General features: G+C 59.4%; 16 protein-coding genes and 2 pseudogenes. 1 reads left to right on the plus strand and 17 read right to left on the minus strand.

Going from position 1 to position 15,444, the window contains the following annotated elements; all coding sequences use genetic code 11:
• Positions 1-562: 562 nt before the first annotated feature.
• From ACN50D_RS24635 to ACN50D_RS24715, 17 genes and pseudogenes are all read right to left on the minus strand, one after another.
• On the minus strand, positions 563-1,558 hold the full coding sequence (locus ACN50D_RS24635) for a squalene cyclase (protein WP_209448258.1): 996 nt from the start codon (positions 1,556-1,558) through the stop codon (positions 563-565).
• Positions 1,559-1,650: 92 nt separating this feature from the next.
• Positions 1,651-2,346: an Imm52 family immunity protein gene (locus ACN50D_RS24640; RefSeq protein WP_230359418.1), complete on the minus strand. Its 696-nt coding sequence runs from the start codon at positions 2,344-2,346 to the stop codon at positions 1,651-1,653.
• Complete coding sequence (locus tag ACN50D_RS24645; RefSeq protein WP_155277918.1) at positions 2,343-2,519, minus strand: hypothetical protein; 177 nt, start codon at positions 2,517-2,519, stop codon at positions 2,343-2,345. Before ACN50D_RS24645 ends, ACN50D_RS24640 begins: the two co-directional genes overlap by 4 nt.
• A 43-nt stretch (positions 2,520-2,562) precedes the next feature.
• Positions 2,563-2,982, minus strand: coding sequence for a hypothetical protein (locus tag ACN50D_RS24650; protein WP_030535789.1), 420 nt, complete (start codon positions 2,980-2,982; stop codon positions 2,563-2,565).
• A 60-nt stretch (positions 2,983-3,042) separates the two neighbouring features.
• Entirely contained in the window at positions 3,043-3,801 is a 759-nt protein-coding gene (locus tag ACN50D_RS24655) for a hypothetical protein (protein ID WP_419970240.1), read from the minus strand.
• A 192-nt stretch (positions 3,802-3,993) separates the two neighbouring features.
• Positions 3,994-4,740, minus strand: a complete 747-nt coding sequence (locus ACN50D_RS24660; protein WP_212633830.1) for a hypothetical protein — start codon at positions 4,738-4,740, stop codon at positions 3,994-3,996.
• Positions 4,741-4,757: 17 nt separating this feature from the next.
• On the minus strand, positions 4,758-5,309 hold the full coding sequence (locus ACN50D_RS24665; RefSeq protein ID WP_128637879.1) for a hypothetical protein: 552 nt from the start codon (positions 5,307-5,309) through the stop codon (positions 4,758-4,760).
• Positions 5,260-5,412 (minus strand): annotated as a pseudogene (locus tag ACN50D_RS24670) (HNH endonuclease signature motif containing protein); the annotation flags it as partial. The gene ACN50D_RS24665 and the pseudogene ACN50D_RS24670, both read right to left, overlap by 50 nt.
• Before the next feature lie 432 nt (positions 5,413-5,844).
• A complete protein-coding gene (locus ACN50D_RS24675; protein WP_307850547.1) occupies positions 5,845-6,618 on the minus strand; it encodes a hypothetical protein in 774 nt (257 codons plus the stop codon).
• 138 nt (positions 6,619-6,756) lie between these two features.
• Positions 6,757-7,554, minus strand: coding sequence for a hypothetical protein (locus tag ACN50D_RS24680; protein ID WP_249343159.1), 798 nt, complete (start codon positions 7,552-7,554; stop codon positions 6,757-6,759).
• Between the two features lie 47 nt (positions 7,555-7,601).
• A pseudogene (locus ACN50D_RS24685) lies at positions 7,602-7,841 on the minus strand (hypothetical protein); the annotation flags it as partial.
• A gap of 331 nt (positions 7,842-8,172) precedes the next feature.
• Positions 8,173-8,850, minus strand: a complete 678-nt coding sequence (locus tag ACN50D_RS24690) for an SMI1/KNR4 family protein (protein WP_047272172.1) — start codon at positions 8,848-8,850, stop codon at positions 8,173-8,175.
• The gene (locus tag ACN50D_RS24695) at positions 8,850-11,624 is read right to left on the minus strand and encodes a hypothetical protein (RefSeq protein ID WP_230691771.1); all 2,775 of its coding nucleotides are present in this window, start codon (positions 11,622-11,624) and stop codon (positions 8,850-8,852) included. The genes ACN50D_RS24690 and ACN50D_RS24695 overlap by 1 nt, the downstream gene beginning before the upstream one ends.
• Positions 11,621-11,959: a hypothetical protein gene (locus tag ACN50D_RS24700; RefSeq protein ID WP_047272170.1), complete on the minus strand. Its 339-nt coding sequence runs from the start codon at positions 11,957-11,959 to the stop codon at positions 11,621-11,623. The genes ACN50D_RS24695 and ACN50D_RS24700 overlap by 4 nt, the downstream gene beginning before the upstream one ends.
• Positions 11,960-12,021: 62 nt before the next feature.
• Positions 12,022-12,414 carry a hypothetical protein gene (locus ACN50D_RS24705; protein ID WP_029254241.1) on the minus strand — a complete coding sequence of 131 codons (393 nt, stop codon included), beginning with the start codon at positions 12,412-12,414 and terminating at the stop codon, positions 12,022-12,024.
• Between the two features lie 91 nt (positions 12,415-12,505).
• A complete protein-coding gene (locus tag ACN50D_RS24710; protein ID WP_054188735.1) occupies positions 12,506-13,189 on the minus strand; it encodes an MspA family porin in 684 nt (227 codons plus the stop codon).
• A gap of 590 nt (positions 13,190-13,779) precedes the next feature.
• Positions 13,780-14,631: a glycoside hydrolase family 43 protein gene (locus tag ACN50D_RS24715; protein ID WP_003943973.1), complete on the minus strand. Its 852-nt coding sequence runs from the start codon at positions 14,629-14,631 to the stop codon at positions 13,780-13,782.
• Between the two features lie 251 nt (positions 14,632-14,882).
• Between ACN50D_RS24715 and ACN50D_RS24720 the strand changes: the two genes are divergently transcribed.
• Positions 14,883-15,377 (plus strand): DUF1877 family protein, encoded by a 495-nt coding sequence (locus ACN50D_RS24720; RefSeq protein WP_054188643.1) that lies wholly within the window; start codon positions 14,883-14,885, stop codon positions 15,375-15,377.
• The last annotated feature ends 67 nt before the right edge of the window (positions 15,378-15,444 follow it).

The following is a 15,444-nucleotide window of genomic DNA, read 5'->3' on the forward strand; positions in this document are numbered from 1 at the left end:
CTCCGAGCATTATTCGGACCTGAACAAAGTCATTGGTTAGAGCAGCAATTCGCGATGTTCCGGTTCGCTGCGACAGTTACGCTACGCCCCATAGTTGCACCTTCTCAGCAAAATCGGGGGAACATCCGGTTTTCACGTTTAGTAGAGCATTGTTCTGGGAAAAGATGGGACTTTGCCTAAACATTGCGGACGCTCCACAACCTACAATTGCGGGACTAATTCTCGCCGAAAGTGGTTTAAATCTTGCAAAATGGGGAACGTAGCCGCAGGTAAGCGCCACTTTCGGAGCAGAAATGCCGTTTCCAGCTCGGGACTTAGCTCCCTAACCAAGACAGCTGCGAGCGCCTTATTTGATTACCAACGTCGGTGACCCGCCTATCCAATCGGGTAGGTAATTTCACCGAACATCTTCTCACCTGTTCAGATGATTAACCTTCACCGCAGTGAGGGCAATCCTGTCGTTAATATGTTCTTCATCCGTACTGGATATTTCGACCGGAAAGTCGAAGATCACCTTTCGATAACCTTTAAAGGTGAAATAATTTTCGCTGTAACTATTTTGTTATGCAGAACCTAGAGGGGAGGATTGATCCCACCAGGCGAGCACTCGGATGCCGGACAAAGTCAGCCACTTCGACGGCTCCCCCGCCTTTGTGTCGACCTCGAACCACACCCGCCCCGGTTGGCGACCGGCCTGGAGCCACGTCCCATCCGAGGCTCGAGCGGCCCGGATCATCTCGATCGCGTCCGCCATTCGCGGATCAGGCTCATTTCCATCCGACAACGACGCTTCGCGGAAGTAGTCGGCTGCGTTGAGCACGTTGTAACGCCACCGGAACGGGTACGCGAACCGGCCGATCCAGTCCCCCACCGGTTCCCCGGTCGAGAGTCTCCGGAACAGACCGCGCTGCAGCAAGAATTCCTCACCGGATCGTCGAGCCGCGCGCGTCTCAATTGTTCCCCCGGTCGCGATCTCGTACGCGAGAAGCCCTTTGAGTGAATTGAGGGTCGAATGGAACGACGATCGGGTCGAACCTTCGATCCACTCGCAGTTCCAACCACCATCCGGAAGTTGATGCCGCACAAACCAATCAGCCAGTTCATCAACGCGCATGTCGAGCCACACACCGTTTGCCACCGTCCAGGCGTTGATGCAGCAATCGACCTCACCGTCCCAGTACGGCCGGCCCTCGTACTCCCAGCGACAGTTCTCCGCGAGCAGTTCTGCGGTACGACGCTCCCGCAGAACACTGGCGTCGAGGCCCCACTCCCGCAATGAGTTGAGCGTCCAGGTTGTTGCCGTCCAGGGTTGCGAACTTTGTTCTGCTGCTTCGGGTCCCGCAAAGTCGAATTCAGCCGGGAAGAACGCCCCACCCGCCCATTGGCCGTCTCGGTCCTGCAATGAAAGCAGGCGTGCACCAAATCCTTCGGTGGCGATCGACGCGCGCGTCGCCGCCCACACAGTGGGCGCTTCGTTCACCAGGTCGCGCTCCACCTGCCACCGAATCGCTGGATCCGAATCGAGGAGCCACGCGAGCAAGTCGATTCGGGATGCCATCTGGCAATACTATCGAAAGGCGAAGCAGGCCATCCGGTTAACACATTTCTCGCCGTCTGATGCAATGGTGAATTCCAGACCCGTTGCGGGGCCTACACCGGGTAACCCAACGCCGCCCGCACCGCCACGATGTCGGCGGCAGCGACCTCCATTGGCTTGTCCCCCAACCGAACCAACGTGCCAATGGGCAGTTCCTCCACCACCGCAGATTGGGGGAGTTTGCTGCGATCGAACGTAACTCCTGAATGGAAGTATGTTTCCCATCCCACCTCCACCTCACCTTTCGACCGATTCTGAAGGTGCCGGTAGTCGCCGATGCTCCACCGAGCCCGATCCGGATCCCAATGCTTGACGATCACTCTCACGATCACGTCTCCGATATCCGGGTCGAGCAACCGCCGGGTACTGTCGGTGAGCTGCTTCTCCGTCGGCAACGACACCCGGACACTGTTGGGAGCACTGGTTTCCAGCCCGCCGACCCAGGCACCGACCCGGCGCGCGGTCCCGTCCTCGGGCGACAAGTCGATGTCGTAACCCGGTCCCGGGGTGTCCGAATACCCCATCTCCTTCGAGCGGGAATACTCGAAGATTCGCACCAACCCGTCCACACTGAGATCTGCTGGCACCTTGTCGAACTCGGCAGTCGAGACCCACGGCAACGCCAACCCCGGGTCGACCGCTTCCAGATCATCGAGGAAAGCCCGCATCGTCTGCGCCACCTCCTGACTCGACTGCACCCGCGTGCCCCAATATCCGGCTACCGTCGGCCGCCGCCCGAACATGCTCATCGCCCCGTCCTTTCCAATCCGACCTGATCTCCATAGCCCGACACTGCGCGCACTGCCACGATGTCGGCGGCATGGACGTGCATAGGCTTGTCTCCCAACCGGATCAACGTGTCAGTGGGTAGTTCCTCGATCACGGCGGCTTGGGGGAGCGCGCTGCGCTCAAGGCATGCCATCACATAGTTTCACCACGGCAAAGCATATGTAGGGCAAGTTGGTTCAGCCGAGCCATTCGGAGATGGTGGCGTTGTCGATGCCGCCACCGAAAGAGTGGAATACCAACAACGCTTGCCCCGACATCACCAGGCGGCCGTCCTCGGTGAGGCCGATATCGAGCATCCCCGCTTGCCCATGCACCTGACACCACACGAAGTCGGGAACCCGCAACAACCCCGACGCCGGGTCCGTATCGAGGTCCGCCGGATGAAGGGACACTTCACCGAAGACGTTGTCCTCGAACGCTTCCGCGGTCTCACGGTCCACCAACACCAGCGGGCCGGCACCGATCAGTCCGTCGGTAGGTTGCCGGGTCAACACGAAGTGCGCCCTCTCCACGGTCGGCGGCGAGGTTGCGGTATCGACAACTGTGCGATCCCCGACAAACCCTGGCTGTTCCGGGACGACGACCCAGTGGTCCATTGATTTCTCCTCTTGAAGTGTTGTGGTCGAAGTAAATTCGAGATTCTTGTACTCACATGGCTAGCCGTTGCCCAGGTCTTCGAGAACGTCGGCGAACACCGCCGGTAGCGCGCAGTGCTCACGTACCGTGGCACGTCGATGCTCGTCGAGCCACCGCAGTGTCCTCTCTCGATCACCGGCAGCAGCGACCTCACGAAACTGTTCCCAGAACATGACAAGTGGACCTGCCGGGTCGGCAGCCCGGCCGCGGAAGTATTCAATCGCGTTGTCGATAACCTCGAGCGGTGAACCGGTGTCAGTGATCACACGCAGCCCCGCCAAGATTGTCCAGCGTGCTGGACCCGACTGATTGCGCTCAAGGTACTGCTTCTCACGGAGTGGGGTGAGTGCCTCCACCGATCGTGCGTCGAACAGCTCGGATGCTGGCCCCTCAGCCCACCAGATCACTAGCTCGGCAGCGGAGACGGTATCAAAGATATCAATCTGGCGGCCATGGTAGTCGTGTCCGCTATGCCTGCTGTCGTAGTGGTCCTGCCACTCAGTGAGTGTTCCGGGATCGAGGGGTTCGATGAGTGGTAGGTGAGTAATCGTCAGTTTCTCACGGTTGGGAATCGGATCGATCCCGACGGTGTCGAAAAACCATCGCACCGGAGTGTGCAGCAGCTTGGCTCGCAACCCGCTCCCGATGATCGTCCAGTTCGGCCCGAGCTTCTCAACCGCCGCTCCCAACACCTTCTCCCACGCAGCGCCTCTCCCCTTTTTCGGAGTCAAGTCTGCGATCGCATCTTTCGCCATCTCCCGCAATTGATCCCGGTCCATTCCCAGGGACTCAAGGACCTCAGTGACCGATTTCGGTGGCTTAGGCTTGTCATCGCTCATGTGCATGCTTGCCATAAAGGACCATTCGTATTATTTGGTAGACGAAAAGGAGCGACTGTGCGCACCGCCAGCGGTTCTCCGACGCGGCGCGCGATCCATCCGATTCCACTCCCTCACGCCTACTTCCCTCGGCTACGAGTCCTCAGTACGGAAAATCACATCGGCAAACGCAGAATCCCGAAGCCCGTATGCATCCTTTACAGAACGACGTCGTTCTTCGTCCAGCCACTGCAATGTCGCTAGTCGGTCTCTGTTTTCCGCGACCGCGCGAAATTCTCGCCAGAAACTTTGGACGTGGCCACCGACATCACGGCGAGCCAACTCCCAGAGGACGCTGTCGATGACCTCGATTGGCGAACCGGTGTCAGCTATCACCCGCAGTCCAGCCGAAATCATCCAATCCCGGCAAGGCTCTTCCTTGCGGTCGGCATAAGCCTGCTCGGCTGCAGCTACCGAGTCGGGAAGCGGCGATGAAGCAAAGAACTTGGTGGACGGACCGAGCGCCCACCAGCGCACGATCTCCGCAGCACCGCGGGTATCGAAGATGTCCATCTGAATATTCGGTGGTTCAGAATCTGTGGGACCAGGTTGATATGAACTCTGTCGAAAGGTGATAGTGCCCGGCGTGAATTCTCTCATCAGGGGCGCATGACTGAAGGTCAGCTCTTCCCGATTCGGTTTGGGATCCAACCCAATGGAATTGAACCACCATCGCACTGGTAGATGGATCAACTCCGCCTGAGTGCCAGATCGTGCCACAACCCACTCTGGGCCAAGGTTGCTCGCCGCAGACTTCAACACCCGCTCCCATGCAGAACCGCGCCCCTTCCTCGGGGTCGACATGGCCAAGCCATCGATTCCCTCGAGGATGGAAGCCAACTTCGCTCTCCGGTGTATCAAACGATCGAGCGCTGCCAGTGGCTTTCTCCAGGTAAATCACGATAACGCAGCAAGAAGTCGGAAATATTCCGCCCCACGATAGGCCAGTCCTCACGTCCGTCGAGAGTTGAAGCTAACAGAACATTGAAGTCGTTTTTTCTTGTGTCGAATACAATGAAATCTGGCTCGACCACCATTGTGCCGATTATTATGTCACTCTTCAAGAAGCGCCCATCCTCGTCATCCCAGAATTCCAGCTCGCGTTCCGTAACTTCTCGAGCTTTAGGCGGAGAAAGGAGTGTTATTCCGTCCTTTCCTAAGCCCCTATCGTGGTGAAGTCTGCATTCTCTCGCACTTCTCCATAAATCGAAGAGATCTCTCGGCAGGGTATCTAGGTTCCAATACTGAGACACCTCTTCAGCCTCTGCCGGCGGGTCGTATGTGTTGTAGACGTCGAATGATCGGCCTGGATGCGTCGGGACTAGGACCCGCTGGATGTCGGGATAGGACTCCAGCGCATCAGTTATAGATATCGGCATAAAATTCCCACCATCGAGTGAAGAGTGCATGTATAGAAGTGGGCAGGGGAACTAGATTCCAGAATTCATTCGTACCTCCGTACTTTCGGGGAAGTATGTGATGCACCTCCCAGCGCCTTCGACCGCGCCGGAATCTCCCACATCGACTGGATCGCCGAAGGGTTCGACGCCATAGACAAAGGCCGCAGCCGGCCGCCCGCCTTCGAAAACGGTATGGTCTCCGCTGACCGCCTCACTACCGACCCACGAATCATCCGCACAATTAGCCCCGGCCTACCTGGCAGTCCGGACATCATCCCTCAGTATCAAGCACTATCTGCGAGGGTTCCGGAATCGCGGGATCCGGGCGTGCAGGTTCATTCACGGACGGAACAGAGGGTTGATCATGCTCGGCAGGTGGAACGGTACCGTCGATGGCGGGTATGCCGCGCGGTGGCACTCCACCCGGAGCGTCGATCAGCTGGTGCGTAGCCGGATCGGGATCGCGGCGCGGTAATTGCGGGCAGGCTGGTCGGTCCGCGCCATCCCTACCTGCAGGCAGCCCCGAGTGCGCCCAACGTAGGGCTCACAGCCGTCTGAAACCTTTGGGTAGAGGAATCTCCGGTCGTTCGGTCGGCAGTCCTGCTGCTGCGCGGATGCTTCGGATGTCCTCGACGGTTACCGGCGTGGACAGATTCTTCTGGATGACGATTGTGCCGTCATGGTAGGGAAATGCCTCCACGCTGGGCGGGAGCTGCGTTTCCTTGATCGGCAACTCAGGACCGAAGTAGGTGCAACTGCCCACGATTGCGTCACCCGGTACGTTGCGCTGAGGCGATGATTCGGTTCGGCGGTAGAGCACGGTGACACGCGAGTCCCAGATGTCGGCTAGTCCCTGTACGAGCTTCGATGCCAGCGAAATCAGTGATTCGTCGGCAAAGGCACATGCGAATGCGCCGGACCCTGAGGTGCCCCCGAAACTAACAACGACTTTGACGTCTCCAGCGGGTGAATACAGGGTCATATGTCGTCCCAATGAGAGGGGATACATACCGCCGGTGGCATCAGGGGATCGTCTGCGCTCGATCAATGCGGCTTCGATCGATTTTTCCGTCGGAGGCACAAGGATCTGACGGATATTCGACGCCAAGGCTTGCTCGACTCCGGCACCGTCGGGGAGTGCATCGCCTACTGTTTGGTACAAGTCGACGTCGAAGACAGGATCGATGTCGCGAAGCAATCGTAGCGAACGTGCAACGAGCGCGGCCGTGACGGCCTCGCTTTCAGGCGAACCCTTTCGTGGAATGACCTTCACTGTCAAGCCCGCCGTAGGATTGCGGCGCAGTGATGACGTAGGCACTTTCACTCCCCTCCAAATACGATGATGTTGATGTTCTCCATCCCGATGACCTCGTCGAACGCATCCTCCATTATCTGAGCAGCTTGTTCTTAAGAACACCATCACCTGCGGACGTGAGCTTGGCCGTAACTTCTGGTGTCACAGCCGACGCGAGCCTTTCGGTAGGCGAACCTCCGGTCGTTCGGCCGGCAGGGCGACTGCTGCGCGGATGCTTCGGATATCGTCGGCAACCAACGGGGCGCGTGGATCACGCTGGATGACGATCGTTCCTTTCTTGTACGGAAAAGCTTCGACAGTGGGTGGGATCTGCGTTTCGTTGATCGGCATCTCAGGGCCGAAGTAGGTGCAACTGCCCACCGTTGCGTCGCCGGGCACGTTGTACTGAGGTGTGAGTTCCGCATCCCGGTAGAGCACGGCTGTGTGAGCGTCCCAGATATCGGCCATGCCCTGGACGAGTTTCAATGACAGTGAGATCAGAGATTCATCGGCGAAGCCCCCTGGGTACGGCCAGATGAACGTGCAAAGTAAGGAACCTGCTCCCGCCGTACCCCCGAATCCGATGAGAATTTCGATGTTTCCGTTGTCGATGAACAACCTGAGTTGATGCCCGAAGGAGAGTGGGTAAATCCCGCCTGCGGCATCAGGAGACTTTCTGCTCTCGATCATTGCGGCCTCGAGGGAGTTCTCTGCCTGAAGCGTGAGGATCCGTCCACCATTCGATGCAAGCGCCTGCTCGACCGTAACGCCGTCGGGAAGGCCATTCCTCACGGAGCGATACATGTCGACGTCAAAGACTGGGTCAAGCTCTCGAAGGAACTGCTGCGACCGCGCTGCCAGCACTGCGGTGACCGATTCGGCTTCCGGCGGCCCCTTTCGCGCCATGACTTTCAAGGTCAATCCGGACGCCGGATCGCGACGTAAAGATGAAGCAGACAACGTCACTCCTGCTCGAAGACGATCGACCAATTGGACAGGCTCTGGCGCTACACCGGGTAACCCAATGCCGCCCGCACCGCCACGATGTCGGCGGCAGCGACCTCCATTGGCTTGTCCCCCAACCGAATCAACGTGCCAGTGGGCAGCTCCTCTACCACCGCAGATTGGGGGAGTTTGCTGCGATCGAACGTAACTCCTGAATGGAAGTATGTTTCCCATCCCACCTCCACCTCACCTTTCGACCGATTCTGAAGGTGCCGGTAGTCGCCGATGCTCCACCGAGCCCGAACTGCCCACGATCGCGTCGCCGGGTACCTTGCGCTGAGGCGATGATTCGGTCCGGTGGTAGAGCACGGTGACGCGAGAGTCCCAGATATCGGCCAGCCCCTGTACGACCCTGAACGCCAGCGCAATCAGCCATTCGTCGGCAATGGTGCAGGAAAACGAGTCGATGCGTGAGGTACCCCCCGAAACCGATCATGACCTCGAGATCCCTTTTGGTCAGACAAATTGATCATCTGCTCTTGGGAGACTGGATCCCAGGCACGTGCCACGTGGGGCAAGACCGCACACAAATTTCTTAGACTGTCTCCAGTCTGGATATCCAAGGCGCAGGCTCTAGGCACCGAGTCCGACGTTGGTCCAGATATCAAGGTAAGTGGAGTAATCGACCAATTCAGGGGGTTCCGTCGATGACCACACAACACCCCTTGTCGATTCCTCACCAAAGTACAAGCAAAGATAACCGCCGCCGCCCGATCTGAATGTCGCGATGCAACGAGCCGGATCTGGGTACTCTTCAGGGGACAGCCCGTACAGAATAGACCATTCAAAGCTGTCAATTCGAAACATATCTTCAAGAGGCAGTGGCCCGACAGTCTTACCGGCAATATAGTACCAACCGTTGTGCAAATTTGAATAGAAATTCTTTAGACTGGGGGGAAATTTATTCCAATACCCTGGAAGTTCATCACCATCCACTACCGGTGGCGTACCCAAATAGTAGAGATCGGTCCCGTCTGCCATTTTAATTTTATATAGAAGAAAAAACCTATTTTCAGACCTGAGCAACCGAACATCAGATAGATTCTCTTTAATGTTTCTGTAAGTGTCGCCCAATATCGGTCGCCCAAATACATCCCATTGGTCCAATATCCCCGAAATTCGAGCTGCAAGGTCACCATTTAGCGCATCCAACCAATAATTCGGAAGCGCCGTACGTTCAAGTGGTGTCAAGTCGTCAATCTCCACAAGCACGGGCGAGTCGATATACCGCGAAATCTTGACCAGATCCACTACTGAACTCCATTCAATATACTAGATATCATTTGACGAATTTCCTCAGTAAGATGAGTTTCGATTTCGATCATAGCATCCCGGAATTCAGGGGAAACCGGGATTCCGCCCTTCACATAGCCCCACCAGTCTGCCCAACTCTTGGCGCCCTTTGACGTATTCGCAGTCGGGCTCAAACCCAGGAAGTTATCGACGTAGTTCAATACTTGAATTTGCTGCTCGAAGGTCAACTGCGTAAAGCCAGGCATGTCGAATATGACCCTCATCGGTACGGTGTGATCCGCCTCGAGGACGTCGGGCAATGTGAGCCCGGGAAGAACCGGGTCCGGTCCGCCACCTTCGTGATCGAGGTTAACTATGTCGCGGATCACATTTGTCGGCGTTTTTCGACGCAGCGACGCATACAATTGAGCTAAGTCAGCGGCCGTCAGCGGGTTGCCTTCGGAATCCAAGCGAGAATCCTCGGGTGCAGCCTCACCCGAATCAGATGACTGCTGCGGAGGTGATTCTGGACTTGTCTCGGCACCATCGGTGAGTGAATCTACGACTTCTTGCACCGCGTGAATGAAGTTCGACGCTAGTACCCGCTCGACGGATGAACGTTCGGTGGGATCTGGGCGGACCGTCGGATCGGCGATCGTGCTCGGGTCGGGATCAAAGGGGTCGAACTCCGGGGGTCCGGGCTGGGTCGGCGCACCGGGAGTCTCGGGATCGACCGGAATGTGGCCTGGGTTGACCGGATCGACGGCCGGTTGCTCGCCAGGTTCGGGAGCCGAAGGTTGTTCGGGGTCAACTAATCCAGGTGCGGTGGTGCCGGGGTCTACTGGTGGTTCGAAACCCGGATCCGACGGTGTTGCCGGATCGCCTGAATCCGGCTCGCTGGAGGGATCTTGCGGCTGGGTCGGATCGTGATCACCAGGCAGACGCGGTACAGGCCGCGGCGTGGGCCTCCGAGGCGGCGGCTTCGCGGCAGGTCCGGCCGGCCCGGGCTGGGCGTGGCCGGGAGTGTCCTGCTCATGCGCTGGGGGCAGCTTCACGAACGGAGAAAGGACAGTGCGAAGAAGTGCCTGATCCTGCGGAGAAAGCAGGGCCATAGCCTTCACGAGCACTTCGGCGAGATCTACTCCGGCCTCGAGCGCCCATTCCTCGAGGCTTTCCATGCGGCCGAACAGTTCCGAATCCCCCAGACCCACACCTGCAAGGATTTGCGCGAACAAAGCTGCGATTCCAGCGGTGAGCATGAGCCCGGCTTCGGCTGCACTGAAGATGCCGCCGATGATCGGAATTCCTGCCAATTCTGCTTGGGGTGTGTCGGTTTCGTTCGGTGTAGCGGGCGCTGGGTCGATGGATGGGGATGTCCCGGCACCTGGTCCGTCCCCGCCGATGTCTCCGCTGATGTCCTCGGCCGGCGACCGCTGCGGGATCTGCTCCGGCACTTGCGCCGGAGCCTGCTCAGGGACTTGTGGTTCGGGCTCGACCGCGGGTGGGACCGGTGGTTGAGTGGGTATCGGTTTCTGGACTGGTGGATTGGGGGCCTTGTGGCCTTCGACCTGCGGTGTCTCGTTCCAATGTGGACCGTCATCTGAGCGGGTGCCGTCGTCCTCACCGGAGATCTTGGTCGGGCGCGCCGGTGCAGGCGATTTCTTGCCGCTCTGTGTGCGATCCTGCGGGTCCGCCAAAATCGGATACAGCACGTTCTCGATACCCGTGGTGTCGACGACCTGGACGAGTTGCCCGTCCCGGATCTCATAGTGCGTCGGAATGGGTGTGCCGTTGGCGTCGTAGGCCCACGGGGCATCGATTGTCGAGACCGGGTTTCCGTCGGCGTCGAAGACCGTGACCGTGCCGTCTTGGTTGACGCTCATGTGACCGCCGGGCGGCACCGCCACCGGAATCACGGATTCGTGCGACGACGTTTCGTCGTGGATCAGGAAGAAGAACCGGCTTCCGCCGGTGATCGGATCGAACACCCGCAACGAGGACTGTCCGCCAGGTGCGTACGCAGTCAACGGCGACGCGGCAGTCCCGACCGCCTGGGAGAGTACTGATTCGGGCGTGCGGGGGCTGAAAGGTCCCGGCCGCCCGCGCACTCCGATACCCGCGGCGGTGAACGCCGCAGCGCCGATCAGGGTGAGTTCGAGATACCGGTCACGGCCCGAGTCCTCCCCGGCGGTGGAAACATCTGCTGCCGGGACCGGAACCGTTTGAGCCGGTGCGATATTCGAATCCGAATCCGCGGGGATCGGTCCGGGACCACGATCGGTGGTGGTTCCCTCACCCGGGGTGGGTGTGGGTGAGGGAACCGCTGATGCCGATGCATTGGGGAATGCACCGACACCAGTTTCCGAGGCCGGGGACTCGGAAGCAATGGGCGGAACCTCGATCGTCGGCACAGGGACGATGGGGGTGCCGTTGTAGGTGGGAAAGTTCGTCGGAGCATTGGCCCCGACATTCGGGCCACCGCCTGGAGCCTGTGCACCGGGGAGCCCGACGGTGGTCGTCGGCGCAGCTGTCGCCGTCGTGGACGGCGCGCTCAGGCACGGGTTGATGATCTCTGGCGGGATGGGTGCGCCAGGTGGCAGTGAGGCGATGAGATTCAGGTAGATCTGATGATCACGTGCCCGCACCGCCGCGCAGTCTTCTTCCGGCGTCGCGTTCGCCGGAGCGGCGGAGAGTGCAATTCCCGCACCGATCGCTCCGGCCGCTCCGGTCAACAGCGCCCCAGCGGCAAGCACTCCCGCGAGAGTCCGGCGAAGTCGTCTACCGGACTTCACCGGTGCGCACCACGATTGTCACTCTTCTTCGTTCGGAGTAGCGCGATGAGTTTGTCTGCGCCCCACCAGAACAACCGTCCGGAGATCGACATCCACAAGAAGAACGCCAGGTAAACCAGGACCGTCCCGTAGTCGTTCGCCCAGCCGGCAAGCTTCCCGATCACCGCGAATGCCGCGATCAGCAACCCCAGTCCGACTGCCGTAGCGATCACAGCCTTGGAGAGTGGACTGAGTTCACTCTCCGGATCCCAGTCATCAACGTCTGCAACGTCTTTGCTATCGACGGCAGCGGGTTCCGGTTGGACACTGCGACGTTCGGCGTTGTTGACGGTCATGGCTGGAACTCCAAACAGGATGGGAGAGCGGGGACAACGAGTCGCCGGTACTGGGCGTGTTATCAGTTCCAGTACTGCTCCGTCAGCACTATGTGCCCCTCACTGGCGGGGTGATTCGGGTCGGAGACAAAGACATTGGCATGCCCACCACGCGCGGCTGCTTCACCGAGCACAGCTCCTTCGAGGGCGTCGACCTTGCCATCGGTAACAGTTATCGCGGAACCAGGCGCCAACCAGACCCCCCTCAGCGAACCTGGAACGATGTTCGCAATCGCATCAGGAATCGGGCTCGCCGCCAGCGCCGCCGTTTCGGCATTCGAAAGTGAAAGTCCGATCCGGCCATGTTCCGGTTGCACGATCGGAGTTGCAGCAGATGCCACGCCGGCGCCGAGAACACCGATCAGGGCGATACCTGCGGTGAGGGTTCCGGCAGTGGCCAAGGTACGAATCTTCATGATTTCTCCTTTGTGAGCGTGATGAGTAACCACCCCGGGACGGGACGGATCAGGAATTACTCGCCAGCAGCGCCGGCGAAGTCTGCGAGGGTCAGAGCCAGGTGGGATCGGAGTACACGAACAACGTGTTGTCGGACGTCGCCGTCGACACCGAGAGTTGTGCGTACGAGCGGATCGTCACCGGCCCCATGCACGCATCAACCTTCACGTGCACGTTCTCCGCGGTGATCGACGCCTTCGACGACTCGAGATCCTTCTTCCCCAACGGAATCGTCGTGATCGTGCCCGGCGCAATCGTCGACTGAATACTCGGATTCACCGACGCATTCACACCCACGTTCGCCGACGGGACACCCGAAATACTCACACCGACAGACGGACCGAGCGAAAAGCCAAGCCCCAAGCCAAGTCCGGAGGAAACATCGATCTGGCAGCCGATCTGCAATCCCTGCTCGACATAACCGGTCTTCACTGCCGAATCACCCTGACCGCCGATCGTGCCGGTCACCTTCGCCGACACGAACCCCTCACGGGTGAACGCCGTCGTCGCCAGATTCGGCACCGGGTTCGCCGACAGTTTCGTGGCGGCAAGATCCAACGACCAGCCGTCATCGGTGACCGTGCTCGCAAATTTGTCCACCAACGCCGTCGGCGTTGCCGATGCGCTCCCTGCGAAGACCACACCAGACGACAGCGCGGCAACCGCACACGCCGCGAGCCCCACTGCGGCCCTCGATCGACGATGGGATATGCCGTTTTGCGATTCGATCGACATGAACTGCTCCTCCACGTGACACAGCAACCAGAGCGGTAGCCGACAACTAACTGAATTAGTTACCGGACGGTACCAATCGTCCTGTTTGCCCGCCAGTGCGCCATCTCCCCCATCTTGGATTTAGGGTGAACTTTCGGTAACAGATATATATCGACAGGCTTATCAGCAGCGAAAAGGACCTAGGTCCCACTATGAGCAAGGTCACCGTTTACGGACGAGAAGACCCCTCAGAAACAGTGCGGCAAATCGGATTCGACCCGCATCCCGCGGGCCTCAGAGCAGCTGAAGGCAGAAAGTGCGGGCATCAAGCCAGTGTGCGTACTTGAATATGAAACTAACAGGCATTACCTGGCAATCAATCGTGAAGTACGGCGCCCAAGCGGGGCCTGGGAGCGCAACGCTGCACAGCTCCCGCGGAGATACTCACTTCATGGTCGGCGCGAAATCGTCGGACCCACGGGCATCGCATCGTTAGCTTGTCAATCACTGATAGGCGCAGACGACGCACACAAGTAGTACGCAAGTACGAGAAAAGGCTCTGACCAAGACCGAAGTCCTTGATCAGAGCCCTACCAACTCAGGGTCGAATGTTATGCCGGTTCTCTCATGATGCCGAGATGCCGTGCAGTCCCGGACACCCCAGGAACCTCTTGCACAGGAGACCAGGTGTTCAGCCCGTCCGTGCTGTCGGAGTAGAGATACTTTCCTTCGGTATAGGCGTCGAGATAGATCCGCCAGTCGCCGCTCGGCAACTGAACCACGGCCGGACCTTCGACAAGCGAACCCCAATTCCCGGGCGGGACAAACGAATAAGGTCCCGTCACCGAAGGAGCGACCGCATGCTCGACGACCTTCCTCGTCTCGTTCTTGGTGAACGCATGATAGGTCGATCCGACTTTGACCACGGTGGTGTCGATGTGGTCCGCACCGATCCCGGCGAGCGGAACAGGCGGGCTCCACAACCGGAGCGACGGTTCCAACGCCGTCATCAGATACGGCACAAATCCTCCACCGGTCGACATCGACAGGATGACGTTGACGCGATCGCCGTCCACAAACCATTCAGGCGCCCAGGCCTTGGTGACGAATGGTGACAGCGACGGTCCGTCGCTGAAACCAGCCGAACCCGAGAAGCCCGGGGGGCTCGCAGAACCGGTGCCATCTCCCGTACCAGGCATCAAGGCGCAGCAAAACGGAACCGGATAGTTCCCCAGCGGCGTCCAGTTGATGCGGTCGCTGCTGCGTGCAAACCCGATGTTCGCCCCACCACCCGTCGTGTAGGTGAGGTAGTACAACCCGTCCGTGTTCCGGAAGATGCTCGGATCACGCACGAGCCCAGACGGCGGCCTGTACGCCGACTGCTGGACGAGCTGAAAGCCGGTGCCGTCGGCCGACTCGTAGACATCCATGTCACGGTCGCTGGCATTGCTGAACGCCACCATTGTGTATTTCCAGTCAGGCGGCGGCGCGGCGCTACTGGCAGGGGCTGCGACCAGCAACCCCGCGACGACGAGGATCACCAGCGATACAACAGAAAGGCCGGTCCGTTTTGTCGGAATCACCGATGAAGTATGTACGACAGCCGGCCCACCATGGGTAACTTCGGTCGGAGGCAGAGCAGGATCGTTACCTGAGGCGATTCGTCCCGTAGTGACGGCGGGACGCCGGCAAGGTCAGCCGTTAGCATCACGCCATGGAACTTGGGGTGCATTTCGCGCTGTCAGACAGCGTGGCAGCGGAACTTCTGGACGCGCGCGGCGACGACGACAAACTCGGCGCTGTGGTCGAGGACATCGAGGAGACGGGCCGATCCGAGTTCTCGTGCGACACGGACAAGGCGTGGTATCCGATCCTGTGCGCCCTCTCCAGCACGGGGTACGAGCGCGTGTCCGAGAACTGGCCGGCCTACGGCGTGATCTTGGGGGACGAAGATCTCAACACCGACACCGACGACCAACTCGTCACCTACCTCGCACCCGATCGGGTCGCCGAAGTCTCCTCGTACCTGGCGGAAATCACCGAATCCGAGTTCGGCGTGCGCTACGACGCGATGCCGCTCGACGACCGCAACCCGGAATACGGCTCCGACGAGCGCGGGTACGCCTGGGGCTGGCTTCAGGAAGTGGCGGACTTTTTCCAGCGCGCGGACCGAGAGCATCGCCACGTGGTATTCACCGTGCGGTTCTGATGCCCACTACCCGAGCAGTGTGACTCCGAAAACAGTAAAGGCTCTGACCTGGACCGAAGTCCGAGGT

Source organism: Rhodococcus sp. SB1D (genome assembly GCF_048573875.1).
Lineage (GTDB): Bacteria > Actinomycetota > Actinomycetes > Mycobacteriales > Mycobacteriaceae > Rhodococcus_F > Rhodococcus_F qingshengii.